This is a genomic window from Streptomyces pallidus (ex Mingjun et al. 2026), assembly GCF_051550185.1.
In the GTDB taxonomy this organism is placed as follows: Bacteria; Actinomycetota; Actinomycetes; order Streptomycetales; family Streptomycetaceae; genus Streptomyces.
On the sequence record NZ_CP196181.1, the window covers coordinates 297979 to 323454 of the forward strand.

Annotated in this window: 18 protein-coding genes and 9 pseudogenes; 19 read left to right on the forward strand and 8 right to left on the reverse strand. The window is 74.3% G+C overall.

What is annotated here, in order from left to right; genetic code table 11:
• Window positions 1-153: 153 nt before the first annotated feature.
• From ACSHWO_RS01495 to ACSHWO_RS01540, 10 genes and pseudogenes are all read left to right on the forward strand, one after another.
• Window positions 154-1115, forward strand: a pseudogene (locus ACSHWO_RS01495) (NAD-dependent epimerase/dehydratase family protein).
• Between the two features lie 32 nt (window positions 1116-1147).
• Window positions 1148-2836, forward strand: coding sequence for a carbamoyltransferase family protein (locus ACSHWO_RS01500; RefSeq protein WP_438309706.1), 1689 nt, complete (start codon window positions 1148-1150; stop codon window positions 2834-2836).
• Window positions 2833-3956: pseudogene (locus tag ACSHWO_RS01505) on the forward strand (glycosyltransferase family 2 protein). Before ACSHWO_RS01500 ends, ACSHWO_RS01505 begins: the two are co-directional and overlap by 4 nt.
• A gap of 41 nt (window positions 3957-3997) precedes the next feature.
• A complete protein-coding gene (locus ACSHWO_RS01510; protein WP_438309707.1) occupies window positions 3998-4600 on the forward strand; it encodes a D-glycero-alpha-D-manno-heptose-1,7-bisphosphate 7-phosphatase in 603 nt (200 codons plus the stop codon).
• Window positions 4597-5696 (forward strand): annotated as a pseudogene (locus ACSHWO_RS01515) (glycosyltransferase family 9 protein). Before ACSHWO_RS01510 ends, ACSHWO_RS01515 begins: the two are co-directional and overlap by 4 nt.
• Window positions 5693-6657, forward strand: a pseudogene (locus ACSHWO_RS01520) (glycosyltransferase). The pseudogenes ACSHWO_RS01515 and ACSHWO_RS01520 overlap by 4 nt, the downstream one beginning before the upstream one ends.
• Window positions 6654-7913: a glycosyltransferase gene (locus ACSHWO_RS01525; protein WP_438309708.1), complete on the forward strand. Its 1260-nt coding sequence runs from the start codon at window positions 6654-6656 to the stop codon at window positions 7911-7913. The pseudogene ACSHWO_RS01520 and the gene ACSHWO_RS01525 overlap by 4 nt, the downstream one beginning before the upstream one ends.
• Window positions 7914-7989: 76 nt before the next feature.
• Complete coding sequence (locus ACSHWO_RS01530; RefSeq protein ID WP_385845608.1) at window positions 7990-8664, forward strand: D-sedoheptulose-7-phosphate isomerase; 675 nt, start codon at window positions 7990-7992, stop codon at window positions 8662-8664.
• Complete coding sequence (locus tag ACSHWO_RS01535; RefSeq protein ID WP_438309709.1) at window positions 8661-10052, forward strand: PfkB family carbohydrate kinase; 1392 nt, start codon at window positions 8661-8663, stop codon at window positions 10050-10052. The genes ACSHWO_RS01530 and ACSHWO_RS01535 overlap by 4 nt, the downstream gene beginning before the upstream one ends.
• A 119-nt stretch (window positions 10053-10171) precedes the next feature.
• Window positions 10172-11151: pseudogene (locus ACSHWO_RS01540) on the forward strand (glycosyltransferase family 9 protein).
• A gap of 100 nt (window positions 11152-11251) precedes the next feature.
• Here ACSHWO_RS01540 and ACSHWO_RS01545 read toward each other — a convergent pair.
• The 3 genes from ACSHWO_RS01545 to ACSHWO_RS01555 form a co-directional block, all read right to left on the reverse strand.
• Window positions 11252-12535, reverse strand: coding sequence for an MFS transporter (locus tag ACSHWO_RS01545; RefSeq protein WP_438318858.1), 1284 nt, complete (start codon window positions 12533-12535; stop codon window positions 11252-11254).
• A gap of 548 nt (window positions 12536-13083) precedes the next feature.
• Window positions 13084-13533 carry an SRPBCC family protein gene (locus tag ACSHWO_RS01550; protein WP_385845599.1) on the reverse strand — a complete coding sequence of 150 codons (450 nt, stop codon included), beginning with the start codon at window positions 13531-13533 and terminating at the stop codon, window positions 13084-13086.
• Window positions 13534-13723: 190 nt separating this feature from the next.
• The gene (locus tag ACSHWO_RS01555) at window positions 13724-14224 is read right to left on the reverse strand and encodes a DUF6098 family protein (RefSeq protein ID WP_438309710.1); all 501 of its coding nucleotides are present in this window, start codon (window positions 14222-14224) and stop codon (window positions 13724-13726) included.
• A gap of 411 nt (window positions 14225-14635) precedes the next feature.
• On the opposite strand from ACSHWO_RS01555, the gene ACSHWO_RS01560 reads away from it, so the two are divergent.
• Both ACSHWO_RS01560 and ACSHWO_RS01565 read left to right on the forward strand, forming a co-directional pair.
• On the forward strand, window positions 14636-15520 hold the full coding sequence (locus ACSHWO_RS01560; protein WP_438309711.1) for a PhzF family phenazine biosynthesis protein: 885 nt from the start codon (window positions 14636-14638) through the stop codon (window positions 15518-15520).
• 236 nt (window positions 15521-15756) lie between these two features.
• Window positions 15757-16185 carry a hypothetical protein gene (locus ACSHWO_RS01565; protein ID WP_438309712.1) on the forward strand — a complete coding sequence of 143 codons (429 nt, stop codon included), beginning with the start codon at window positions 15757-15759 and terminating at the stop codon, window positions 16183-16185.
• A gap of 19 nt (window positions 16186-16204) precedes the next feature.
• On the opposite strand, the gene ACSHWO_RS01570 is transcribed toward ACSHWO_RS01565, so the two are convergent.
• Window positions 16205-16759, reverse strand: coding sequence for a cysteine hydrolase family protein (locus ACSHWO_RS01570; RefSeq protein ID WP_385845587.1), 555 nt, complete (start codon window positions 16757-16759; stop codon window positions 16205-16207).
• Between the two features lie 111 nt (window positions 16760-16870).
• Here ACSHWO_RS01570 and ACSHWO_RS01575 point away from each other — a divergent pair, with 111 nt between their 5' ends.
• The 5 genes and pseudogenes from ACSHWO_RS01575 (at window position 16871) to ACSHWO_RS01595 (ending at window position 20845) form a co-directional block, all read left to right on the forward strand.
• Complete coding sequence (locus ACSHWO_RS01575) at window positions 16871-17668, forward strand: SDR family NAD(P)-dependent oxidoreductase (protein WP_438309713.1); 798 nt, start codon at window positions 16871-16873, stop codon at window positions 17666-17668.
• 61 nt (window positions 17669-17729) lie between these two features.
• A complete protein-coding gene (locus ACSHWO_RS01580) occupies window positions 17730-18623 on the forward strand; it encodes an SDR family oxidoreductase (RefSeq protein ID WP_385845580.1) in 894 nt (297 codons plus the stop codon).
• Window positions 18620-19600 (forward strand): annotated as a pseudogene (locus ACSHWO_RS01585) (PHP domain-containing protein); the annotation flags it as partial. The gene ACSHWO_RS01580 and the pseudogene ACSHWO_RS01585, both read left to right, overlap by 4 nt.
• Window positions 19601-19778: 178 nt before the next feature.
• Window positions 19779-20148 (forward strand): annotated as a pseudogene (locus ACSHWO_RS01590) (hemerythrin domain-containing protein).
• Window positions 20149-20341: 193 nt separating this feature from the next.
• Window positions 20342-20845, forward strand: coding sequence for a hypothetical protein (locus tag ACSHWO_RS01595; protein ID WP_438309714.1), 504 nt, complete (start codon window positions 20342-20344; stop codon window positions 20843-20845).
• Between the two features lie 85 nt (window positions 20846-20930).
• Here the strand turns inward: ACSHWO_RS01595 and ACSHWO_RS01600 are convergent.
• Both ACSHWO_RS01600 and ACSHWO_RS01605 read right to left on the reverse strand, forming a co-directional pair.
• Window positions 20931-21560, reverse strand: a pseudogene (locus ACSHWO_RS01600) (helix-turn-helix domain-containing protein); the annotation flags it as partial.
• Window positions 21455-22528, reverse strand: a complete 1074-nt coding sequence (locus tag ACSHWO_RS01605; protein WP_438309715.1) for an erythromycin esterase family protein — start codon at window positions 22526-22528, stop codon at window positions 21455-21457. The gene ACSHWO_RS01605 and the pseudogene ACSHWO_RS01600, both read right to left, overlap by 106 nt.
• A 149-nt stretch (window positions 22529-22677) precedes the next feature.
• Between ACSHWO_RS01605 and ACSHWO_RS01610 the strand changes: the two genes are divergently transcribed.
• Both ACSHWO_RS01610 and ACSHWO_RS01615 read left to right on the forward strand, forming a co-directional pair.
• Window positions 22678-23286, forward strand: coding sequence for a DJ-1/PfpI family protein (locus ACSHWO_RS01610; protein WP_438309716.1), 609 nt, complete (start codon window positions 22678-22680; stop codon window positions 23284-23286).
• Window positions 23287-23608: 322 nt separating this feature from the next.
• Window positions 23609-23917 (forward strand): hypothetical protein, encoded by a 309-nt coding sequence (locus ACSHWO_RS01615; RefSeq protein WP_438309717.1) that lies wholly within the window; start codon window positions 23609-23611, stop codon window positions 23915-23917.
• Window positions 23918-23925: 8 nt separating this feature from the next.
• Here ACSHWO_RS01615 and ACSHWO_RS01620 read toward each other — a convergent pair.
• Window positions 23926-24785, reverse strand: a pseudogene (locus tag ACSHWO_RS01620) (IS110 family transposase).
• Between the two features lie 523 nt (window positions 24786-25308).
• Window positions 25309-25431 (reverse strand): hypothetical protein, encoded by a 123-nt coding sequence (locus ACSHWO_RS01625; RefSeq protein ID WP_385848590.1) that lies wholly within the window; start codon window positions 25429-25431, stop codon window positions 25309-25311.
• Window positions 25432-25476: the final 45 nt, after the last annotated feature.

The following is a 25476-nucleotide window of genomic DNA, read 5'->3' on the forward strand; positions in this document are numbered from 1 at the left end:
TGGTGTCGGCGGGCTGCCGCAGTCTGGTGCCGTCCAACGGATCCGGCCTCCGCTTCGTTCGGGCACACCCCCGCTTCTCATGCCGCCGCCCGCGGCCGGACCGCTCCCGAGCTGGCCGTCCCAGGCCCGCCCCCCGTTCCGAGGAGACACCTCATGGACAGCGCAGCCCCGCGCCTCTGGGAGCACGCCGTCATCACCGGCGGAGCCGGTTTCGTCGGCTCGCACCTGTGCACCGCCCTGCTGGACGCCGGCACGGCGGTCACCTGCGTGGACGACCTCAGCACCGGCCGGGTCGACAACGTCTCGGCCCTGCTCGACCGCCCCGGCTTCACCTTCCAACAGGCCAGCGTCGTGGAGCCGTTCGACGTCGCACGCCCACCCGACTGGTCCTGCACCTCGCGTCGCCCGCCTCGCCGGCCGACTACCTGCGGCTGCCCGTGCACACCCTCGAGACCGGCAGCCTCGGCACCCGCAACGCCCTCGCCCTGGCCCACCGGGCGGGCGCCCGCTTCCTCCTCGCCTCCACCTCCGAGGTGTACGGCGACCCCCGGGAACACCCGCAGAGCGAGCGGTACTGGGGCCACGTCAACCCGGTCGGCCCGCGCAGCGTGTACGACGAGGCCAAGCGCTTCGGCGAGGCCCTCACCACCGCCGAATCCGGCCTGCACGGCACCGACACCGCCATCGTCCGCCTGTTCAACACCTACGGGCCGCGGATGCGCGGCTACGACGGCCGCGCCGTCCCCACCTTCGTCCGCCAGGCGCTCGCCGGCGAACCCCTCACCGTCACCGGTGACGGCCTGCAGACCCGCTCCCTGTGCTACGTGGAGGACACCGTCCGCGGCATCCTCGCGATGGCCGCCCACGGCATGCGCGGCCCGGTGAACATCGGCAACCCGGACGAGATCACCATGCTGGAACTCGCCCGCCGGATCATCGAACTCACCGGCTCCCGCTCGGAGATCCGCTTCATCGAACGGCCCACCGACGACCCGGCCGTCCGCTGCCCGGACATCACGCTCGCCCGGGACAAGCTCCAGTGGGAGCCGCGCGTGACGGCGGAGGACGGACTGCGGCGCACCATCGCCTGGTTCCGCGACCGCGCCGGCAACTGACCCCGACAAACAGGCAGAAGGGGCCGCCGCCCATGCGCATCCTCGGAATCAACGCATTCTTCCACGACCCCGCCGCGGCGCTCCTCGTCGACGGCCGCACCGTCGCGGCCGCCGAGGAGGAACGGTTCTCCCGACGCAAGCACGGCAAACGGCCGGTCCCCTTCTCCGCCTGGGAGCTACCCGAACAAGCGGCCGCCTGGTGCCTCAAACGGGCCGGCCTGCGCCCGCAGGACCTCGACGCGGTGGCCTACTCCTTCGACCCGTCCCTCGCCCGGCCGGCCGCCGACATGGGCCTCGACGACCCGTGGGACCACCTGCGACTGACCTATGCCCGTGAGGTACCCGGCTTCCTGCGCACCGCCCTGCCCGGACTGGACCCCGCCGTCGTCCGCTTCGTGCCCCACCACATGGCGCACGCCGCGTCCGCGGCGTTCGCCGCCGACGATGCCGACGGCTCCAGCGTCCTCGTCCTCGACGGCCGTGGGGAGCGGGCCTCCCACCTCGCCGCCCGTCGCACCGGCAGCCGCCTGGAACCCCTGTACGCACAGGAGCTGCCGCACTCCCTGGGCCTGGTCTACGTGGAGCTCACCGCCCACCTGGGCTTCCTGCGCTCCTCCGACGAGTTCAAGGTGATGGCCCTCGCCTCGTACGGCAGGCCCCGGATGCTGTCCGAGCTCCGCCGGCACGTGCACCCCACCGGCGACGGCGGCTTCCGCGCCACCGGCGTCCCCTGGCACGAACTGTGCAGTCCCCGAGGCCCGGACGAGCCGTGGACCCAGGACCACGCGGACGTGGCTGCCTCCGCACAGGCGGTCCTGGAGGAGACCCTCCTCGATCTGGTGCGCTGGTTGCACGGCCGCACCCGCGACAGCGTGCTCACCCTCGCCGGCGGAGTCGCCCTGAACTGCGTCGCCAACTCCCGCATCGCCAGGGAAGGCCCGTTCTCCCGGGTGTGGGTGCAGCCCGCGGCGGGCGACGCCGGTACCGCCCTCGGCGGAGCACTGCTGTTCGCCGCCGACCGGGGGGACGATCCCGTGCCCATGCCCGGCGCCGACCTGGGCCGCGACTGGACCGACGCCGAACTCGAAGGCATCCTCAAGACCGCCGCCGTCCCGTTCGACCGGCCCCCCGACATCGCCGCGACCGTCGCCCGCGCCCTCGCCGACAACGCCGTCGTCGCCTGGTTCCAAGGGCGTTCGGAGTACGGTCCGCGCGCCCTCGGGCACCGGTCCCTGCTGGCCCACCCCGGGCACGCCGGCAACCTCGAACGCCTCAACGACGTCAAGGGGCGCGAGCAGTTCCGTCCCGTCGCACCCATGGTGCTCGCCGACCGCGCCGCCGCGATCTTCGAGGGACCGCTACCCAGCCCGCACATGCTCTTCGTCCACGACGTCCACCCAGCCTGGCGGGACCGGATCCCCGCGGTCGTGCACGTCGACGGCACGGCACGCATCCAGACCGTCGACGCTGCCGCCGAACCGCTGGTCGCCCGCATGCTCACCGAGTTCGAGCGGCTCACCGGCCTCCCCGTGGTCGTCAACACCAGTCTGAACACGGCCGGCCGGCCGATGGTCGACGAGCCGCGCGAGGCACTGGAATGCTTCGGCTCCTCCCCCGTGGACCTGCTCGCCATCGGCCCGTACGCCGTGCGCCGCGGAGCGCTCTTCCGGTCGGGTTCGGCAGATCCCTCCGGCCCGGCAGACGAAAGGTGGCTGCGATGACCCGCCCCGCCGGCCCCCCTCCCTCCGACGCGCACCGGCAGCCCGCCGTACCCGACTACGCAGTCGTCATCCCCACCCTCGGCCGCCCCAGCCTCCGTGCCTGCCTGGAGGCGCTGGCCCGGACGCCCGGGCCGCTGCCGTCCCGGCTGGTCCTGGTCGACGACCGGAACACCCTCGACACGGCCGGGCACGCGGACCCCCGCGCCCGCGGCCTGGACGTGCCGGCCCTCCTGCGCCCGGTCACCACCGTCGTCAGCGGCGGGGCCGCGGCCCCGCCGCGGCCCGCAACGCCGGCTGGCGGGCCGCCGGGCCGGTCCCCTGGATCGTCTTCCTCGACGACGACGTGGTCCCCGGGCCGTCCTGGGGCGAAGACCTGGCCCGCGATCTGGGCCGGGCCGGTGCCCGCACCGCCGGGGTCACCGCCCGGATCAGCGTGCCGCTGCCGCCCGACCGCCGGCCCACCGACTGGGAACGCAACACCGCGGGCCTGGCCACCGCCCGCTGGATCACCGCGGACCTGGCCTACCGGCGGGAGGCCCTCGAATCGGTCGGCGGCTTCGACGACCGCTTCCGCCGCGCCTTCCGGGAGGACGCCGACCTCGCGCTGCGCCTCCTGGACGCGGGCTGGGACCTCGCCGCCGGGGACCGCCGCACCAGCCACCCGGTACGGCCGGCCGACCGCTGGGTCTCCCTGCGGACCCAGGCCGGCAACGCCGACGACGTCCTCATGACCCGGTTGCACGGCCGGGACTGGTGGCAGCGGGCCGCCGCGCCGCGGGGCCGCCTGCCCCGGCACTTCGTGGTCACCGGTGCCGCCGTCGCGGCCGCCTGCTGCACCGCCCTCGGCCGGCCCCGGGCCGCCGCGGTCTGTGCGTCGGCCTGGCTGGCCGGCACCGCCGAGTTCGCCTGGGCCCGGGTCGCACCGGGCCCCCGCACCCGCGCCGAGGTCGCCGTCATGGCAGCCACCAGCGTCCTGATCCCGCCCGCAGCATGCTGGCACTGGCTGCGCGGACTGTGGGTGCACCGCCGGGCCCGCCCGATGACCCGGCAGCCGCCCGCCGGGCCGCCGCCCGAAGCACATCCGGCGCGGGCCCGGACCAGCGAACCGGTGTCGTCGTGACCGGCCGCCCCGCCGCCCGAGGCCGCGGCTGCGCACCTTCGGTGCCGTACCCCTGGCTCATCGACGGGCCGGCCGTCCGGCGCCGGCCGTCCGGCGCCGGCCCCGGCGCCCCGCCCGAGGCCGTGTTCTTCGACCGGGACGGCACCCTGATCGCCGACGTCCCCTACAACGGGGACCCGGACCTGGTCGCGCCGCTGCCGACGGCCCGCGAGGCCGTCGCCACCGTACGCGCCCTGGGCATCCCCGTCGGCGTCCTCAGCAACCAGTCCGGTGTCTCCCGCGGGCTGCTGACCCGGCGTCACGTCGAAGCGGTCCGCGCCCGGGTGGAGGACCTGCTCGGTCCCTTCGCCGTCTGGGCGATCTGCCCGCACGGCCCGGACGACGGCTGCGGCTGCCGCAAACCCGCCCCCGGACTGGTGCACGCCGCCTGCCGGCGGCTCGGCGTACGGCCCGACCGCACCGTGCTCATCGGTGACATCGCCGCCGACCTGGGAGCAGCCCGTGCCGCCGGCGCCCGCGGCATCCTCGTACCCACTGCGCAGACCCGGCCCGAGGAGACGGCCGAGGCCCGCGAGACCGCCCCCGACCTGCTGGCCGCCGTACGGCAGGCACTCTGGGCGGGCCGGACCGGGGCGGCCCGGTGAACGCCCCGCGGACCCTGGTCGTCCGCCTCGACAGCGCGGGCGACGTGCTGCTCGCCGGCCCCGCCGTCCGAGCCGTCGCGGCCGGGTCCTCCCACACGACCCTGCTCTGCGGCCCGCAGGGCGCTCCGGCGGCCGGGCTGCTGCCCGGGGTGGACGACGTCCTGCTGTACGACGCGCCCTGGGTCGGGCTGGAGCCGGCCCCGGTGTCGCGAGAGGACTGCCTGGACCTCGTCGACGCCATTGCCCGCGGCCGCTACGACCGCGCTCTGGTCCTGGTCTCCCACCACCAGAGCCCGCTGCCCGTCGCGTTGCTCCTCAAGCTGGCCGGGATCGGCTGGACGGCGGCCGACAGCGAGGACTACCCGGGTTCCCTGCTCGACCTGCGCCACCGGCGGCGCCCCGGCCGCCACGAGGCCCAGGCCGCCCTGGACCTCGCCCTCTCCGCGGGGTTCGCCCTCCCCGACGGTGACCCCGGCACGCTCGCCGTCCGTCCGCCCCCCGACACGACCCGGCTCACGGGCCCCGCCCCGTACGTGGTGCTGCATCCCGGGGCGGCGGTCCCGCCCGGGCGTGGAGCTCCCGGCGGGCCGCCCGGGCCGCCGCGGAGCTGGCCGCCGCCGGCTTCCGTGTGGTGGTGACCGGGGGCCCGGCCGAGCGGAGCCTGACCGCGGAGGTAGCCGGCCGGCACGGGCTCGACCTGGGCGGCGCCACCGAGGACCTCCACCAGCTGGCCGGCGTCCTGGCCGGCGCGGACGCCGTGGTGGTCGGCAACACCGGGCCGGCGCACCTCGCCGCGGCCGTGGGCACCCCGGTCGTCTCCCTGTTCGCGCCCGTGGTGTCCGCCGAACGCTGGCGACCCTACGGCGTCCCGCACGTCCTGCTCGGCGACGGGGGCGCACCCTGCGCCGGAAGCCGCGCCCGCCGCTGCCCGGTCGCCGGCCACCCCTGCCTGGACGGGATCGGCGACGACCAGGTCGTGGCGGCGGTCCGCGCGCTCGGCGGCCGCAAGGGTGCCCGGCCGGGACCTGAGGGCACGCCGCCGGTCCGGTCCCTCCCGGACGGCCCCCTCCCCAAGGACCAAGGAGCTCCGGTATGAACATCCTGCTCTGGCACGTGCACGGCTCGTGGACCACGGCCTTCGTCCAGGGGCCCCACACCTACCTCGTCCCCGTCACTCCGGGCCGCGATGCGGACGGCCTCGGCCGGGCCCGCACCTTCGACTGGCCGGCATCGGTCCGCGAGGTCACCCCGGAGGAGCTCCGCGACGCCCCGGTGGACCTGGTGGTCCTCCAGCGGCCACACGAACAGCAGCTCGCCGAACGGTGGCTCGGCGGTCGCCGCCCCGGCCGGGACCTCCCCGCCGTGTACCTGGAACACAACGCCCCGGCCGGCGACGTCCCGCGCACCCGGCACCCCTGCGCCGACCGCGACGACGTCACCCTCGTCCACGTCACCCACTTCAACCGACTGTTCTGGGACAACGGCACCACCCGCACCACCGTGATCGAGCACGCCGTCGTCGACCCCGGCCACCTCTACACCGGCCGGCTGCCGCGTGCCGCCGTCGTCGTCAACGAGCCGGTGCGCCGCGGCCGCCACACCGCAGCGATCTGCTGCCCGCCCTGGCCGAGGCGGCCCCGCTGGACGTCTTCGGCATGGCCACCGAGGGCCTCCCCGCCCATCTCGGCCTGCCGCCCGACCGCTGCCGCACGGCCGACCTCCCGCAGGCCCTCCTCCACCGGGAGATGGCACGGCGCCGCTTCTACCCGCACCCCGTGCGCTGGACCTCGCTCGGCCTGTCGCTGCTGGAGGCCATGCACCTGGGCATGCCGGTCGTGGTCCTCGCCACCACCGAATCGATCGAAGCCGTCCCGCCCGGCACCGGCACGCTGTCCACCCGCCCCGAGGTGCTCGCCGAGGCGGCCCGCCGCTACCTGGCGGATCCGCAGGCCGCCGCTGAGGACGGAGCCCGCGCCCGTAAGGCGGTCCTCGAACGGTACGGCCTCAAAAGGTTCCTGACCGACTGGCAGCAGCTCATGGAAGAGGTGGTCTCATGAGTCCCCTGCGTTCCGGGGGATTTCGCGGCGCGACCGCCGAGGCGCTGTCCGTCGCCCTGGTCTCCGAGCACGCCAGCCCGCTGGCCCCCCTCGGAGGCGCCGACGCCGGCGGGCAGAACGTCCATGTCGCAGCCCTCGCCTGCGCGCTCGCCGAGCGCGGCCACCGGGTCACCGTCTACACCCGCAAGGACGCCCTCGACCTGCCCGAACGCAAGCGGCTGCGGGCGGGCGTCGAGGTGCACCACGTGCCCGCCGGCCCTCCGGTCCAGTTGTCGAAGGACGAACTGCTGCCGCACATGCCCCGGTTCGGCGCCTACCTGACCCACCTGTGGCGGGACCGGCCGCCGGACCTGGTCCACTCCCACTTCTGGATGTCCGGCCTGGCTTCGTTGCAGGCCGCCCGTGAGCTGCGGCTGCCGCTGGTGCACACCTACCACGCGCTGGGCAGCGTCAAGCGCAGGCACCAGGGCCGTGCCGACACCAGCCCGCCCGCACGGATCGGCTGCGAACGCGAACTCGGGCTGCACTGCGACCGGGTCGTGGCCACCTGCCGCGACGAGGTCGCCGAACTCGCCCGCATGGGCGTTCCGGCGCACCGCGTGGACGTGGTGCCCTGCGGGGTCGACCCCGACCGGTTCACGCCGGAAGGACCGGTGGCCGCGCGCGGCGCCCTCCCCCACCGGCTCCTCCAGCTGGGCCGCCTGGTACCGCGCAAGGGCGCCGCCGTCTCCATCCGCGCGCTGCCCCTGCTGCCCGACGCCGAACTCCTGGTGGTCGGCGGCCCGCCCCTGGCCCGCCTCGGCTCCGACCCGGAGGTGCGCCGACTGCGCCGCATCGCGGAGGAGGCCGGGGTCGCCGACCGGGTCCGCTTCACGGGCGGGCTGTGCGGCCCCGACGTCGCGGCCGCGCTGCGCAGCGCCGACGTCGTCCTGTGCCCCGCGGACTACGAACCGTTCGGCATCGTCCCGCTGGAGGCCATGGCCTGCGGCAGGGCCGTCGTCGCCAGCGCGGTCGGCGGCCAGTTGGACACGGTGTCGGACCCGCTGACCGGTCGGCTGGTGCCGCCCGGGGATCCGGGTGCGCTCGCCACCACCGTCGCCGCCCTGCTGGCCGACCCGGCGCTGCGCGCGGCCTGCGGGGCGGCGGGACGTCAACGGGTCCTCGGCCACTACAGCTGGGCCCATGTCGCCGCCGCCACCGAGACCGTCTACCGCTCGGTGCTCGCCGCCCGGCCGGCCGCGGCCGTGGTGGTCTGACGCGGCCCCCGCCCCCGAACCACCGAAGCAGGTCGGGCGCAACCGCACCCGTCCGGGGCGGCCGCCCGCACGGCCCATGAGCGACCCCCGCACACTCGAAGACGCACACCGGCACTGCCAGTCCCTGCAGGACGCCCTCGACGGGTTCCGCCGCACCGGACTCGACCGGCTCTCCCGGTGGGGCCGCGAGCTCGCCGCGCTCCTCCCGGCCGGCGGCCGGCTGCTGGCCGCCGGCAACGGCGGCAGCGCCGCCCAGGCCCAGCACCTGACGGCCGAACTCGTGGGCCGCTACCAGCAGGACCGGCCCGCCTACTCGGCGATCGCCCTGCACGCCGAAAGCTCCAGCGTCACCGCCATCGGCAACGACTACGGCTTCGACCACGTCTTCGCCCGCCAGGTCTCCGCGCACGGCCGTCCCGGCGACGTCCTCGTCCTGCTCTCCACGTCCGGCCGCAGCACCAACCTGATCTCGGCTGCCGTCACGGCCCGCGCGGCCGGTCTGCGCGTGTGGGCCCTCACCGGCCCCGGCCCGAACCCGCTGGCCGAGGCCGGCCACGACGCCCTGTGCATCGACGCACCGCGGACAGCCACCGTCCAGGAAGCGCACCTGGTGGCCGTGCACCTGCTGTGCGAGAGCTTCGACGCGGCCCTCGCCCCGCCCCCCGCGGCCGCCGCCCCGCGGCCGGCGCGCGCCCCCCGCGGACCCGTCGGTCCCCGGGCCGCCGCCGCGGCCCGCAGGAGGCCGCGATGACCACCGCCGGGCCCCTGGTCGTGGTCGGGGACACCCTCCTCGACCAGGACATCGAAGGCGAGGCGGGCCGGCTCGCCCCCGACGCGCCCGCCCCCGTCATCGACGTGTGCAGCGACCGCTCCCGGCCCGGCGGAGCCGGCCTCGCCGCGGCACTCGCCGCCCGCGCCGGGCCCGCCGGGGCCGAGGTGGTCCTGGTCACCGCGCTCGGCCGGGACGCGGCCGCCGACACCGTACGCCGGGCCCTGCACGGTCGGCTCACCCTGGTGGAACTCCCCCTCGACGGCACCCTCCCGGTCAAGACGCGGGTCCTGGCCGGCCGCCGTCCTCTCGTGCGCATCGACCGGGGCGGGGGCCGTCCCGGCGCCGCCGACGACGCCGTCCGCGAGGTCCTGGCCGCCGCCGGCACCGTCCTCGTCGCCGACTACGGCCGGCACACCGCCCGCGCCGTACGCGCGGAGCTCGCCGCGGCGGCCCGGCACGTCCCCGTGGTGTGGGACCCGCACCCCAAAGGGGACGCGCCGGTCGCCGCCGCACGTCTGGTGACCCCGAACGCGGCGGAGGCCCGCGCCCTGCTGCCCGGCTCCGGCACAACCCTCGCCGACGACGCCCGGCGCGGCCGCGCCCTGGCCGAGCGCTGGCGGGCCGCCGCCGTCGCCGTCACCCTCGGCGCCCGGGGCGCTCTGCTGACCCGACCGGCCACGGACCTTCCCATGCTGCTTCCCGCCCCCTACCAGGCCGACGGCGACCCCTGCGGGGCCGGCGACTGCTTCGCCGCCGTCTGTGCCGCTGCCCTCGCGGACGGGGCACTGCCCGAGGAGGCGGTGGAACGCGCGGTCGCCGAAGCGGCCGCCTTCGTCAGCGCCGGCGGCGCCGGCAACGCCGCGCTGTGGGACCCGGCCCGCGAACCGGCGCCCGCTGCACGCCCGCCGTCCGACGCCTACGCCCTCGCCCGGGACGTACGGGCCCGGGGCGGCACGGTCGTCGCCACCGGCGGGTGCTTCGACCTGCTGCACGCCGGCCACGTCGGCCTGCTGGAGAGCGCCCGCCGGATCGGTGACTGCCTCATCGTGTGCGTCAACTCCGACGCCTCCCTCGCCCGGCTCAAGGGCCCCGGGCGGCCGCTCAACCCGCTCCCCGACCGGATCCGGGTGCTCAGTGCGCTGGGCAGCGTGGACGCGGTGGTGTCCTTCGACGAGGACAGCCCCGAGGCGCTGCTGGGAAAGCTGCGGCCGGACATCTGGGTCAAGGGCGGCGACTACTGCGTCGAGGACCTGCCCGAGGCCGAGACCCTGCGCGGGTGGGGCGGGCAGGCCCTCGTGCTGCCCTACCTCCAAGGACGCTCCACCACCGGCCTGGCCCGCCGGGCGGCACGCTCCGCCTCGCGGTGACCGCCACCCCAGGGGCCGCCGCCCCCGGAGCCACCGCCCAGGAAGCGGGCGCAGCCGCGGCAGCCGGCCCGGCCTACGCGGCAGCCGGCCCGGCCTCGGAACACGCTCCGCCGCGCGCGCTGGTGCTGCGCGCGCTCGGGCTGGGCGACCTGCTGACCGCCGTGCCCGCGCTGCGCGCCCTCCGCCGGGCACTGCCCGGCCACGAGCTCCTGCTGGCCGCCCCGGAGCGGCTGGCCGACGCGACGGCCGCCACCGGCCTGGTCGACCGGCTGCTGCCGACCACCGCCCCCGGGCGCGCCGTGCCGACGCGGCTGCCCTGGAGCGGCCCGCCGCCCGACCTGGCCGTCGACCTCCACGGCAGCGGCCCGTCCAGTCACCTACTGCTCCAGCGGCTCCGCCCCCGCCGCCTGTACGCCTTCCGCCACCCCGGCACCCCGGCACCCCGGAGATCACCGGCCCGCGCTGGCACTCCGCGGAACACGAACGGGACCGGTGGTGCAGACTCCGCTGGTACGGCATCCCCGCCCACCCCGCCGACGTGCACATCCCGGCACCGCCCTGCCCGTCTGCGACACCCGGCGCGACCGTGGTCCACCCGGGAGCCGACGCGGGCGCCCGCCGCTGGCCGGCCGACCGGTTCGCCGCCGTGGCCCGCGCGGTCCACCGTGCCGGGCACCCCGTGGTGGTGACGGACGGCGCGGGCGAGGCCGGGCTGGCCCGGCGGGTCGCCGGGCTGGCGGGCCTGCCGCCCGGATCGGTGCTCGGCGGCGAGCATGACGTACCGTTCCCCCAGCTGTGCGCGACCGTCGCGGCGGCCCGCTGCGTGATCGTGGGCGACACCGGCCTCGCCCATCTCGCCACGGCCCTCGGCACGCCGTCCGTCGTCCTGTTCGGCCCCGTCGCCCCCCAGTTGTGGGGGCCACCGCCCGGCGGTCGGCACACCGCCCTCTGGCACCGCGGCCCCGGCGACGACCCGTTGCGCCCCGGGGACGCCCACGCCACGGCCCCCGACCCGCGGCTGCTGCGCATCACCGTGCCCGAGGTCCTCGACGCAGTGGACACCCTGTGCGGGAAGGACCGGGGCCCCTCGCAGAAGTGACCGCGGTCCGTGGATCACGGACACGGCATGCGCCGCCGTGAACCGTCCGGCGCCGCACGGGGACCGGCTGTCCGGGCGGGCGCGGACAACCGCCCGCTCGTCAGGCGGCCGTGCCCAGTCCCGGCCGGACCGTGGCGGCAGCCCTGTCCTGCGGCAGCAGGACCACCGGTTCCGGCGCCCGGCGGCGGCCCCGCAGCAGGCAGCCGGAGCCGAGGACGGCGGCGACGACGAGGCCGCCGAAGACGAGTGCGCCCCGGACACCGGCCAGCTCCATGAGCAGGCCCAGCGTGGCCGGCGCCGCGAGACCCCACACCGTGCGCACGGTTCCCCAGATCCCGAGCACTCGGCCCCGCATGGGGGCGGGCGGGTCGGTCTGCACCAGGGTGGTGGTGGCGGTCTCCGACACCGACTCCGCAACCGCCATCGGCAGCACGAGTACGAGCAGCACCGCGAGGGAGGGCGACAGCCCGGCCAGCACCTGGAGCAGTGCCCCGCCGGCCGCGAGCATCCCGACCAGCCGGACCGTGGGCCGGCGCAGCCTGGCGCCGAGCACGGCGCCGACGATACCGCCGGCCGCCAGCACGGTGGACACCACGCCGAAGGCGGCGGCGTCGCCCGCGAGCGGGCCGGTCACCAACACCACGAGGGTCAGCCCGTAGTTCCGGCCGAACAGCGCGCTGAGGCCTCCGATCCCGGCCAGGGCCACCAGCCGGCGGCGGCCCAGGAAGAACAGCAGGCCCTGTCGCACGCCCTGCGGCTGCGCCGGTGCCGCGACAGGGCCGACGACGGCCTCCTCCGGGTCCCGTGCGGTCGGTGCCCCGGGACGCGCCGGTACGGCCGCGGCCGGACGCAGGAACGGGATGACGGCGGCGACGAACAGGAACGACAGCCCGTTAGCGGTGTAGGCGGCCGCCGCGCCGAGGAACCCGACGGTCACCCCACCGAGCGCCGCACCCGCCAGACGGCCCGCGTTGTGCACCAGGGAGCCGACGCCGATCGCCGACGGAACGTCCTCCGGTGGGACCAGGTCGTTGCCGAGCAGCGCGCACGCGGGACCGTCGACGGTGGCGATCAGGCCCGTGACGGCCGCCAGCCCCAACAGCACGCCGAGGTTCAACTGGTCCAGGGCCACGAGCACGGCCATGGTGAAGGCCACCGCCCCCAGGAGCGCCTGGCTCACCGCGGCGGTCAGCTTCCGCGGCCACCGGTCCACGGCGGCACCGCCGGCCAGGCCCATGAGCAGGCCGGGCGCCGCCTGCACGGAGATGGACAGCCCGGTCGCGGCGGCCGACCCGGTGAGCTGGAGCACCAGCAGGTTCTGGACGGTCAGCTGCATCCAGGTGCCGATGTTCGACACCAGGTTGGCCACCGACCACCACCGCATGCTGCGGTAGCGCAGGGAGCGCCAGGGAGAGCGATCGGCGGTGGAGGGCGCGGTGGAGGGCGAGGCGGAGGAAGTCACAGTGAGGTACCCGGACGAGCGCACGGCGAAGGCGGCGGTTGGCTGTGGGGGCGGGCCGCTTCGGCCGGTCGGGCGCACCGGATCGGTGCGCGGCGCGGTGGGCGTCCCGGCGCAACATCGTGGCAGAAGAACCGCCCCCCACGGGCGGACCACGGCCCGCAGGACACCGCCCGGGCCCGCTGAACCGCGCCACCACCAGGCACGATGCGGCTCCCGTGGGCTTGCTCACAAGAACCCGCGGCAGCGGCCGCCGGCCGTCCGCCGTCATGTCGGCCAGGCGGGTCGGGCAACCGCCTGGTCCGGCCCGAACCCGCACCCCCTGAGCCGGGCTCTACCGGGCCGGGGCCACGCACGGGCCGGAGCGTGGCCCACCGGACGCGACCCGGCGCACCCGTGCCCGTCCGCCGCCCGGGCCGACCGGCGGACGGGCACGGCCGCATGCGCTGCCAGCGGGCCCTCGGGTCGTGCGGTCAGACCTGGCCGCGCCATTCGCCGGTGGCGGAACCGCGTTCTTCGATGAAGTGCTTGAACCGCTTCAGATCGCCCTTGACCTGCCGGTCGACGAGGCCGAGCTTGTCGCCGAGGTTCTCCGCCATCCCCTCCGGGTCGAAGTCCATCATCAGCGTGACGTGCGTATGGGAGGGGTCGATCGGCTCGAAGGTCACCACGCCCGACTGCTCGGCCCCCTCACCGATGGTCACCCAGGCGACCTTGCGGTCGGGCACCTGTTCGGTGATCTCGGCATCGAACTCCCGCTCCACACCGGCGACCTTCGTCACCCAGTGCGTGAGCGTGTCGGTGCGCTGCTCGATCCGCTCGACGCCGGACATGAACTCCGGGAACGACTCGAACTGCGTCCACTGGTCGTAGGCGGTGCGGACGGGGACGTTGACGTCGATCGATTCCTTGACGTGCGACACGAGAGTCTCCCTCGTCGAAAGGCGTGGGCGCGTCATGACCGGCGCCACGCTCAGCCCGGTCGGTGACGCGCAGGGCACCACACCGATGCCCTCGTTCGGCGCGTCTGCCCCCGCAGCGCCACGGAGATTCCCCCGAACGAGACGCACCCCGGCCGCCCGACGGACGAGCCGCCGTGCCACGCCCCGGCGCTCACAGCCGGTCCAGGGGGCCCCACCAGCCCGGCTGGTGCTCGATCTCCGTCTCTGCCTCCGCCAGGACGGTGGGATCGATCCAGCCCAGTGGTCGCACATCCCGGACGAGCGGCTCGTTGTCCGGCCCCCGCCCGGCTTCCGTGCCGGCGAGCAGCCAGGGCCGGGCCGTGCGGCCCGCGGCGCCGGCGAGACGGGAGCGGCTGACGTCGCCACTCCCGGCCCCGGCGGCCGACCGGCCGCCGCGGGACCGGCGCGTCGGCCACCCGGTGCACGCCCGCCCGCACGGCGCACCCCGGTCGCGACGAGCGGATGGTCGTCGCGGAGCAGGACCCGGAAGTCGCAGAGCCGCTCGTGGCGCGCGGCCGGCGGCGTCGCGTCGTACGCCACCCCGACCGCCAGCGGGTCGTCCGGAACGCCCGGCCGGCGGGTCATGCGGTGCCGAAGCCGAACACCCCGTCCCGAACGGAGGACGGCGCCGGCATCGAGGGGTGCCCCTCAAATGCGAGAGCAGTCAATCCTCCTGATGCCGGCTCAGGACGTTCGTACGAACCGCGTTTGGGTGTCTGAAGGTGGGTCATACGCGGTGGCGGAGCCCTACGGCCGAATCCTGCAGGACTTCACCGGGCTCGGCCACGCGAGGCGTGCCCACGGGTACGGCTCCCGCCCGGGCCACAGGCGGCACCACCGGACTGCCGAACGGGACCCGCACGGCACCAGGGTCATCCGGGCCCTGCTCCCAGAACCCGGCAAGCCCCCGGCCACGGCGCTCGGACCGCCGTCCCCGGGCCCGCGGACTCCCGGCGGCAGCCGTCCGGCTCCTCCCCGCCCTCTGGCGGGCGGCCTTGCCGAGCGGAGCCCGGTGGGCGGCGGGGCAGCCGCGAAGGGATCCCCCTGCACTACGCTCGCTCCCATGTCGGACGCCACCGCCAGGAGAGCGAGCGGTCTGGCCGTTACGGTCCTCCACGCGTGCTCGCGCGGCGGCCGCGGTGGCAGCCCGACCGCCGTCGTGGAAGAGACCGCCCTGGGCGGTGCCGAGCGACGGCGGGTGCCCGTTCTCGCCGGGACGTCGCACGCGGTCTTCGTCTCCACGAACGGCGGCGCGCCCGGCCGTACCGACGTGTCGTTGCGCTTCTTCACCCCCGCGGGGGAACTGCCCGCATGCGGGCACGGCACGGTCGCTGCTCTGGCCTTCCTGGCGGCACGGGGCGGGCACGCGGAGCTCCGGGCCACCGTCAGGACGCCGGGGCGCGTCTTCCGTGGCCACGTCGCACGGGAGGACGGGAAGCTCAAGGCCTTGTTCGAGCCGGGGGCCATCGACCTGCGCCGGCCATCGCCGGAAGAGCGCGACTCGGTCCTGCGCTCGCTGGGGTCCGGTCCCGGAACGACGACGGGCGACATCTGCGTGGCCTCGCTCGGGCGGCCACGGATGCTCGTCCCCGTCCCGACGCGCGCCGCTGTGGCCGCCCTGGCCCCGGACCTCGACGCACTCCGTGACGTCTGCGACCGCCTCGGACTGCTGGGCTGCTACGCGTACGGCCCACCGGGCTCCGACGGGCACCTGGCGGCCCGTATGTTCGCCCCGTCGATCGGCGTCCCGGAGGACATCGCCAACGCCAACAGCACGGCCTGTCTCGCTGCCCACCTCGCACGCGAGGGATCCACGGGCATCACGGTCGACATGGGCGATTCCCTCGGTTCGCCCTCCACCGTCACCGCTACGGCGCGGCAGGGGCCCGACGGTCCGCTCGTCCACGTCGGCGGCACCGTGACGGCACACCGGGAAGTCCTGCTCTGATCGGTGCCACGCCGGTTGGGACGCTCGCAGAAGCCTTGCGCCTCCCGGGTGGGCGTCGGGTCCGCCCGTCACGGGGACCCTGGTCCTGCGCGCGCAGTGGTGCCAGTCTTGAAGCGGTGGAAAACCACCGCCCGCCCGGGACGGCCCCGCCCGCCGGCCCCTGTCCTCCCAGCCGGGCGGCCGGGGACAGTGACCTGGCGTACCGGCTCCGACACCCCAGGACGATCGGGGTCCCCATGTACTTCCGCCAACTCACCGTGGCCTGCACCACGCTCACCGCACTCGCCCTGTCCGTGGTGCCCGCCGCCCCGGCACACGCGGCCGTCGCCACCGACATCTCCCGCACCAGCCCCTACGGCCGACTCAGCGCGACGGCGTACTGGCAGTCACGCGGCTCCCTGACCATCCCCACGTCGTCGCTGAGCGACACCTGCGGGGACGGCAACCGCTCCTACTGGCAGATCGAGTGGAACCCCGGCACCAGCAGCGAGGGCAGGAGCGGAAAACGCTACGCGGACGAGTGCGACACCACCACCTGGACGGACCCGACCCACGTGTCCGCCACCTCCATCCGGTCGATCGACGTACGGGTGTGCCAGTACCGGTGGTGGCACCTCGACGAATGCGACCGGGTGACCTACCACAACCCGTACCACGCCCCCTGAGATCCCGGCCGCGCCGCCGTCAGCCGGAAGGAACGTCCTCGAAACTGATATCGCCGCTCGTGCGGAGCTCGGCCGACATGTTGCGTTCCATCATGCACAGGGCCGCCTCGGCGAGACCCGCATCGATGTGGGCGACCGCGTCGAGGGCGACGACGACGTCGAGGTGCCGAATGTGGGCGTCCAGGGCCGAGTACAGGACGCACTGCTCGGTCACCTGCCCGCACAGCACCACCCGCTGCACACCGAGCTGGCCCAGAAGGTAGGCCAGCGGCGTTTCGAAGAAGATCGAGTGGCGTGCCTTGACGACGAACAGGGACTCCTCGTCCGGCGCGATCGGCTCCACCAGATCGGAGTACCGGCCGCCCAGGGCTGCTTCGAGGATCTCGCCGTGGTGGGAGCGCCAGCGGCCGAAGTTGTCGTTCACGTAGACGACCGGGGCGTTGGCGTCCCGCGCCCGCTGCAGCAGCGCCCCGACGCCCGGAAGGGTCGCCCGGACGGACCGCACCAGCACCTCGGCATCCTCATGCTCGTAGGTGTTGAGCATGTCGATCACGATGAGTGCCGTGCAACCCATACCGCCGCCTTCGACCACGCCGGGCCCCTGCCCACACCGGCAGGGGTCAACCGCGCACGTTCTGGAACGATCTGCCGGGAATGATCTGCCCGTCCTGGGTAGGTGCCGAGCATGAACGAGAGCCGAGAACGTGCCGTGGTCACCGGTGCCTCCGGTGGCATCGGGTTCGAGCTCGCCCGACAGCTCGCCGAACGGGGTTTCGACCTGATCGTGAACTCCGCCGACGAGGAACGACTCCGTCACGCGGCGGAGGAGATCAGGCGGCGGACCGGAGCGAGCGTGCTGCCCGTCCGGGCGGACCTGCGCAGCTACGCGGAGGCGGAGCGCTTCGTCGAGGCGGTGACCGCCACCGGCCCGGTGGCCGTGGCCGTGCTGAACGCCGGCGTGGGCGAAGGCGGAGCCTTCCTCGACACGGATCTGGAGGACGAGTTCGAGATCATCGACCTGAACGTACGCTCCACGGTCCACCTGGCCAAGCGGCTGCTGCGGTCGATGGCCGCGGCGGGCGAGGGACGGCTACTGATCACCTCCTCCATCGCCTCCACCATGCCCGGCTCGTTCCAGGCCGTGTACAACGCCTCGAAGTCGTTCCTGCAGTCCTTCTCCCAAGCCCTGCAGAACGAGCTGAAGGACACCCCCCTGACCGTGACCGCCCTGATGCCCGGCCCCACCGAAACCGACTTCTTCCGCCGCGCCGACATGGGCGACACCCAGGTCGGCCAGAGCGCGAAGGACGATCCCGCCCAGGTGGCCGAGCAGGGGCTCCAGGCTCTCTTCGCCGGCAAGGACAAGGTCGTCGCCGGATCGCTGAAGACCCGGGCGCAGGGCATGGTCAACAAGGTCCTGCCCGACGGCCTCAAAGCGGAAGGACACCGCCGGATGGCGGAGCCCGGATCCGCCGATCAGTAGCCGCCGCCGGGGCGGCCTGACACCCCCCGCCCCCGACCGACCGTGCCGGAAGGAGACAGCGATGCCCTCCCATGACCAGCCCCACCTCACCGATCCGGTGGCACGCCACGCCCGCCCCCCGTTCCCCGAGCAGGAGCAGGACCATCCCGGCGCGACGGAGGCGATGGATCCGCGCCCCGACCACGGCGAGGACACCTACCAGGGCCACGGCCTGTTGCGCGGCCGCAGGGCGCTGGTCACCGGTGGGGACTCCGGGATCGGTCGGGCCGTCTGCCTGGCCTTCGCACGGGAAGGAGCCGACGTCGCCTTCACCCACCTGCCCGAGGAAGCCGACGATGCCGAAGAGACCGCCCGCCTGATCCGGCAGGCCGGCCGCACGGCGATGGCCGTCCCCTGCGACATCCGGCACGAAAGCGAGTGCACCGGTCTCATCGACAGGACGGTGGGCGAACTGGGCGGCATCGACCTGCTCGTCAACAACGCCGCCCACCAGATGGCCCAGCCGGACGGGATCGAGGCGATCACCACCGAGCAGTTCGACCGGGTGATGAAGACGAACCTGTACGGGATGTTCTGGCTCACCAAGGCCGCGCTGGCCCACATGCCGCGCGGCGCCTCGGTGATCAACACCGCCTCGGTGCAGGGCTACCAGCCCAGCCCGCACCTCCTGGACTACGCCATGACCAAGTCCGCGATCATCTCCTTCACCCACAGCCTGGCCCAGATGCTCGCCGAGCGGGGTATCCGGGCCAACGCGGTGGCGCCCGGACCCGTCTGGACCCCACTGATCCCGGCGACGATGCCCGACCCGACGAAGTTCGGCGAGCAGTCGCCGCTCGGCCGGCCCGCGCAACCGGCGGAGATGGCACCCGCGTACGTCTTCCTCGCCTCCGACCAGGCCTCCTACATCACCGGCGAGATCGTCAACGCGACCGGCGGAACCCCCCTGCCGTGACCCCGGACGAAGCTCTGCGTCGGATCGCCTTCCTCCTCGAATGGCGCGGGGCGTCCCCGTACCGGGTGCGCGCCTTCCACACGGCAGCCGACGCCGTCCGCGACCTGCCACCGGGCCCGGTGGACGCCGCGCAGGCCGGACGGCTGCGCGGGGTGGGCCCGGTCACCGCCGAAGTGATCTCCCAGGCATCGACCGGGTCGGTACCGCGCTACCTTGCCCGACTGCAGGCCGAAGCCGACCCGGCCGCCCGGGCCGGCTGGGCCCTCGCGGCGGCGAGCACCGGGGACTGCCATCTGCATTCCGACTGGTCGGACGGCGGTAGCCCGCTCGAGGACATGGCCGACGCGGCCCGCGCCCTGGGCCACCGGTGGGCCGTCCTGACCGATCACTCACCGCGGCTGACGATCGCCCACGGGCTGAGCCCCGAGCGCCTCGAAAGGCAGCTGGAGGCCGTGGCGGCCGTCAACTCCAGGACGGGCCCGGATTTTCGTCTGCTGACCGGCACCGAGTGCGACATCCTGGAGGACGGCTCGCTCGACCAGGACGAAGACCTGCTCGGCCGTCTCGACCTCGTCGTGGCGTCCGTGCACTCCAAGCTCCGCTCGGAACCGGAACCGATGACCGCCCGCCTGGTCACCGCCGTGCGCAACCCGCGGGTCGACGTCCTGGGGCACTGCACGGGACGGATCATCACCGGCCGGGGCCGCCCGCAGTCCCGCTTCGACGCCGGTGCCGTCTTCGCCGCGTGCGCGCAGGCGGGTACTGCGGTGGAGATCAACTGCCGGCCCGAACGGCGCGACCCGCCGGACGACCTGCTGGTCCGGGCCGCCGCCGCGGGCTGCCGCTTCGCCGTCGACACCGACGCCCACGCCCCGGAACAACTGCACTGGCAGAGCACGGGCTACGCCCGCGCGGCACGGATCGGCCTGGGAGCGGATCGACTGATCACGACCTGGCCGCTCGGGCGGCTGCTGGCCAGCAGAAACAGCCGAATGTTAACCGCCCGCCCTCCGTCCTGCCCGGCCCCGCCGGCGCGAGGGGACTGCATCCCCCGAGCGGGTGAGACGGCCCGTGCGGCCGGGCGCCTCCGGGTCCGGCGGGGAACCGATCGGATCGGGCCGGAGCGGCCCGTCCCCGAGCACACGTGGAGGCGACATGGGACACGGCGGAAATGTGATCGACGAGCTGATGGCCGACCACCGGGAGGGGGAGGAGATGTTCGGCCGTCTCCAGGCCATGACGGGCACCGGGCAGGAGCTCCGTGATCTCATCGGCGAGATCACCATCGAGCTGGTGCGGCACTCGGTCGCCGAGGAGCAGTACCTCTACCCGGCGGTCCGCGAGCGCCTGTACGCCTCAGCAACTGGACGATCTGGGTGACAAGATCCGCCGCGCCAAGGCGATGGCGCCCACCCGCCCGCACCCTGCCGCCCCGAGCAGCCCCGCGGCCAGCAAACTCCTCGCACCGGGCGCCGGCCTGGTGGACCGGACCCGCGACTTCGTGACCGGCCGCGGCAAGTCCTGAGGCCCGGTCCAGGGCGGCGGGCCGCAGGTACCCGTCCGGGACCGCCGCCCCGGACGGAGGGTGACGTGCGTCACGCCGCAGGCCCGCCGCTTGCGGCTACGCTGGTCGGCCACGAGCGGAGCGGCGCAGCTTCGCACCGCAGCTCGCGGACCCGGCACGGGCCAGGGCGAGCCCGCCCCCCGAGGAATCAGCCGTGTCCACCGAACTCGCACCGGTCATAGCCGCCGGCACCCGCTGGCTGCTGACCGCCTTCCCGCCCGCCCCGGGCGCGTTCAGCCACGCGCTTGCCGAGGCCCAAGCCCGGCAGGCCGTCACCCTCGCCGCCGCCCTGCGCTACCCGACCCCGCTGGACGCACAGCTCCTGCATCTCCTCGGCCCGGGCGGAAGCGCCCGGCTCGACTGGCTGACCGGCGCCGACCACGGGGACGCCGCCGACGCCGACTGGCGAACCTGGGTCGACGAGACCGTCGTCAGCTGGGCCGCCTGTCTCCTCGCCGCCCCCGCCCTCGCCGGCGACGCCCACCACCTCGTCGATCGCGGCCAGACAGGCGAGGTCACCCGCCTCACCGACCCCGGCGACCGCGAACACGACGCCGCTCCCCTGCTGCGCCACCCCGACCTGCTCGAGCCGATCGCCGCCCTGCACCGGGAACTGCTGCTGGACCTGCTGGACAACGAGAACGCCGTTCTGGGCTAGGGCCGGGTGCGGCACCCTCGTCGCGGCGTTCTGGTCGGCGACCTTGCCGGAGGTGGCCTGCGGTGTGAGTGTGGACGGTGGATTCGCGGCCGGGCCATGCAAGGTCGTCAACGACGGGGAACGGCTCGCCGGCCACGGTCGCGGGGGTTGCCCCGGTGAACGCCACGACGTCTCGATGCAGGTGGGACTGGTCGGTGTAGCCGGTGTCGGCCGACATGGGCCGCACCTTCACCCGCGACCAGACGGTGGGCGGCATGGTCGAAGCGGACCAGCCTCACGGCGCGCTTGGGCGGCAGGCCGAGCTGCGACCGGAACCGGGACCACAGGCGCTTGCGGCTCCGTCCGACCTCGGTGGCCAGTCCGTCGACCCGGATCCGGCCACGGCTGACGACTCTCCGGTGCCAGGCCCAGGCCACCTCGGGATCCACCGGCTCCCCGCCTCCTGCCGGCGGGCGAGCAGCGCGTCCGCCAACGCGAAGCGGTCCTGCCACGACGGTGCGTCGGCGAGTTGCTCGCGGATCCGTGCCACCTCCGCACCCCACACGGCGCCCAGCGGTACGACGGCGCCGTCGAGGTCGGCGGGGGAAGCGCCCAGGAGCTCGCGCGCGATCACCGGGGACAGGCGCACCTGTACGCACTGGAGGCTCTCCCCGCGCGCGCGGACCGCGCCACCGGCCCCGAGCCCGGGCCCTGCCACGAGACCAGGCTGTCGGCGAGGTAGCGGTCGCGGGCGGAGAGGTCGGCGGTATCCGGCTTCCCGTCGAACAGCGCAGCCATCGCCCGTTGCATCTGGTCCGTGCGCCAGGCCGCCCAGGCGTCCTCGACCACGTCCTCGTACAGGGCGGCCCCTCCGGCGTCGATGTACGTCTCGCGCATCGCCGTGACACGACGGTCCTGGACGGCAGCGTCCACACCAAGGCGCGCCCTGGCCGCGGTAGGGCCCGAGCCTTCTGCCAGGCGCTCCGACAGCTCAAGGGCAGTTCGCGCGTAGCGCGCTGCTCGGGGATCGATGCCGGCCAGGTAGCGGGCTACCGGTTCGAGGACCGGAGCCAGTGAGCCGCCGGCGGCAGGTACGTCGAGTCCGGCGAAGTGGACCGGCCGCGTCGCTGGGGCGTTGTGCACCTCGCCGGAAGGGGTGGTCAGATGCGGTGGACCGATGACGTTGCCGTACCTCCACACTCCGTACTCGGCGACGGTGCACAGCAGCCGGCCCGAGGGGGTCACGCTGAGGGAACCGGCGAAGGGGTCGCCTTCACCCGGCGTGAACTCCGTGTAGGGGCGCCCGTCCTTGGAGTCGTAGACGGTCAGGACCCGGCTCAGGTCGGGTGCGACGAGGGTGGTCCTGCCCGGTGTCGCGGTGATGGCCAGGACCCCGTCGGGCAGGACGCACAGGCCGATGTCTCCTCCGTCGGCCACGGCCGAGTCGCCCTGTCTCGCGCCGCCGGTGCGGAACACGGCGCTGACCAGGACCTCGCCTTCCACGGAGTACCGCGTGATGATCCGGTACCCGAAGTTCGCCTTCTGCGGGTCCGACTCGTCGTCGGCGACGCCGTAGGTGTGGCGGGACACCCCGTACAGCGCGTAGACCTCACCGCTCGGCGAGCCGGCGTCATCGAAGAGGTGCAGGGCCGTGCCGCGGGATGAAGGGCATGTCCAGACACTCCCGCTGGCCCTGCCGGGCACGCTGGTGGACCACCACCACGTCGACCTGACCGCGCTCTACTCCACGGGATGGGGTCTGACACCCTGCCCGGCCTCCTGTCGCCCTCGGCTCTCGACGCGGAACGTCGCGCCAGGGAGACTGGGGACTTCCTGAACGTGAAGGAGTTGTGATGCAGGTAGCCGTGGTCACCTTCGACGGTTTCAACGAACTGGACAGCTTCATCGCGGCCGCGTTGATCAACCGGTGCCGCACGGACGGCCTGGAGGCCTTCATCACGACGCCGACGCCGGTGGTCACGTCGATGAACGGCGTCGAGGTGACGGGGCAGCGCCCGATGGAGTTCGTGACCGAAGCCGACGTCGTGCTGATCGGCAGCGGAGTGAAGACGCGAGACGTGGTCGCTGACGACCGGCTGGTCTCCAGGCTGCCGCTCGACCCTTCGCGGCAGCTGATCGGCGCTCAGTGCTCGGGCGCGCTGGTGCTCGCCCGGCTCGGGCTGCTGGATGGCATGCCCGCATGCACGGACGTCAAGAGCCGGCCCTTCGTCGAAGCCAGTGGCGTCACCGTGCTGGACGCGCCCTTCCACGCCGAGGGGAACATCGCCACGGCGGGCGGTTGCCTGGCCTCCCAGTACCTCGCCACCTGGGTCATCACCCGCGTGCTCGGAGAGGGCACCGCGCGTGACGTCCTCGGCTACGTGGCTCCGGTCGGCGAACGCCGGGAGACTGTCGAACGCGCCCTCCGGGCCGTCCACGCGGGCGCGGCTGCCCTGCGCTGACCTCCTGCGATCACTGGTCGAAGCAGCAGGCGCGACCGCGGTCGAGGCCTGCGCCAGCTCGGCGGCGCGACGGGGCCGGCCCATACGTCCACCGCTCCGCGCCGGCGTCCCCCTCCATTCCTCTTCCGGCGGGCCCGCCCGGTCACGAGGCCGACGCGCCTCGGGCGGAGGATTCGCCGCGGCACGCCGCGGTTCGACATCCGGGTGACTGCCTCATCCTGGGAGAATGCTCGGCACGCCGCCGCCGAGGCTGTCGGCCCAGGGCCCGCGAGCCGGGCGGGACAGCTGGTGCAGGACCGTTCCCAGAGGAAGAGAGTCGAAGTTGGCTGCCATCGACGACGTCGTTGACGAGGCGCTGAAGCTGATTTTCGAGATGCGGTTCCGTATCTCCTACGAGGCGGAGCTCCTCATTGAGAACGGAGACGACCGGGAGAGCCGACTGGAGAAGGTGGCCGCCGCGGGTGCAGCACTGAGTGAGCTGGCCGACGAGTTCACAGGTCTCGGCAAGGAGTTCCACGCAGCAGGCACGGACGAGGTGCGGCAGACCGAGGTGATGGACAGAGCAACGCGGGAACGTGCCCGGTTGCCCCAGCGCCTGAGTGATGTCAAAGCTGTCGCCCTCGCTTCCTAGTGCTGTTGTCAAGCGGCTGTAGTCACTGGTGGTGCCACTTCGTAGCACCGTCGGTCACGGATCAGGGCCCAGATGACGTTGACGCGTCGGCGGGCGAGGGCGAGCACGGCCTGGACGTGTTTCTTCCCCTCGGCGCGTTTGCGGTCATAGAACTTCCGCGAGTGCGGGTCGAACTGAACGCTGACGAGCGCGGAGGTGTAGAAGACCCGCTGGAGTCGTCGGTGGTAGGTGACCGGCCGGTGGAGGTTGCCGCTGACCTTGCCCGAGTCGCGTGGTGCCGGGGCGACGCCGGCGAAGGCCGCCAGGGCGTCCGGCGAGTCGAACTCGTCCAGGTCGCCGCCGACAGCGGCCAGGAACTCGGCCCCGAGGGTTGCATGCCAGGGACGCTCAGGATGACGTCGGCGAGTTCGTGCTCGCGAAACCTGCCCTCGATGAGCTTGTCCATCTCTCGGATCTGCTCGTTGAGGGCCATCACCTCCTCGGCCAGGGTGTGGACCAGTTGGGCGATGGTCTTCTCGCGGCGCATCCGGGCCTGGTCGGCGATGACGTAGGCGTCGCGGGCGTCGGTCTTGCCCTCGCCGCGGTAGCCGTCGGACGCCCGGTTGACCAGTCGGCCGGGCATGTAGAGGACCTCTTGGTCGTGGCTGACCAGCAGGGCCAGCAGCAGCACGGGCTCACCGCCGGTCATGTCGATGGCCCAGGTGACCTCACGGCCGTCGGCCAGGTCCAGGACATCGCCGATCAGCTTCAGCAGTTCGGGCTCGTCGTTGGCGACCCGCCGCGACAGCAGCGTCATGCCGTCCGCGTCCAGGGCGAGGCCGTGATGGTGGCCCTTGCCGCTGTCGATCCCCGCCCACATCCGGCTCATCGCGCTCCTGACGCACTCGTTCGTACTCTTCGTGCCACGGACGACCTCGCCGGCATTGCTCTACTCAGCGACGTGTTCGCACTTCCTCATCGGCGGCCGAGTCGTCGTGGGGCGTCGGGCGGCGAAGCAAGGGAAGCCACGAGACGGCAGCCGCCTGACAGCCACACCCAGCACCCCTGGGCGACCCGACCCTACGAATGGCTCGATCAACCCGATCAAGAAGGTAGAGCCGCCCGAATCGGCCCGACCCCGCCGCTGTACCGCGGCGGCGCGGCCCGGAAGGGCTGCGCGGGCTCAGCGCAGGTCGGAAGGCCCATGCGCACGGCGCGCTCGCGACGTGCGCGCGGTACGGCCGGTGAACACGGAGCGGGCGCGGCGCCGGTGTCTGCCCCGGGCCGCCGCCGGTTTCGGTACTCCGGACACTCCCGTGGGCCCCAGTACGTGCTCCTCGTACCGGCCGAGCCCGAGTGCCGCGCACATCAGCAGGGGCGGGACGAGCAGCGCCAGGAACAACACGGGAGGGCTACCTGTGCTTTGCCAGGGTGGTCACCAGCACGACGAGGGCGAAGGCCACCACCAGGAGGTGCAGCCACACGGGTCCGGATTCGGCGGCCCAGGCGAGCACCGCGGTCGTATTCGATGTCATACGGACGCGCTTGCCCCCGCGCGGAGCTGTGACGCGGACGAATTC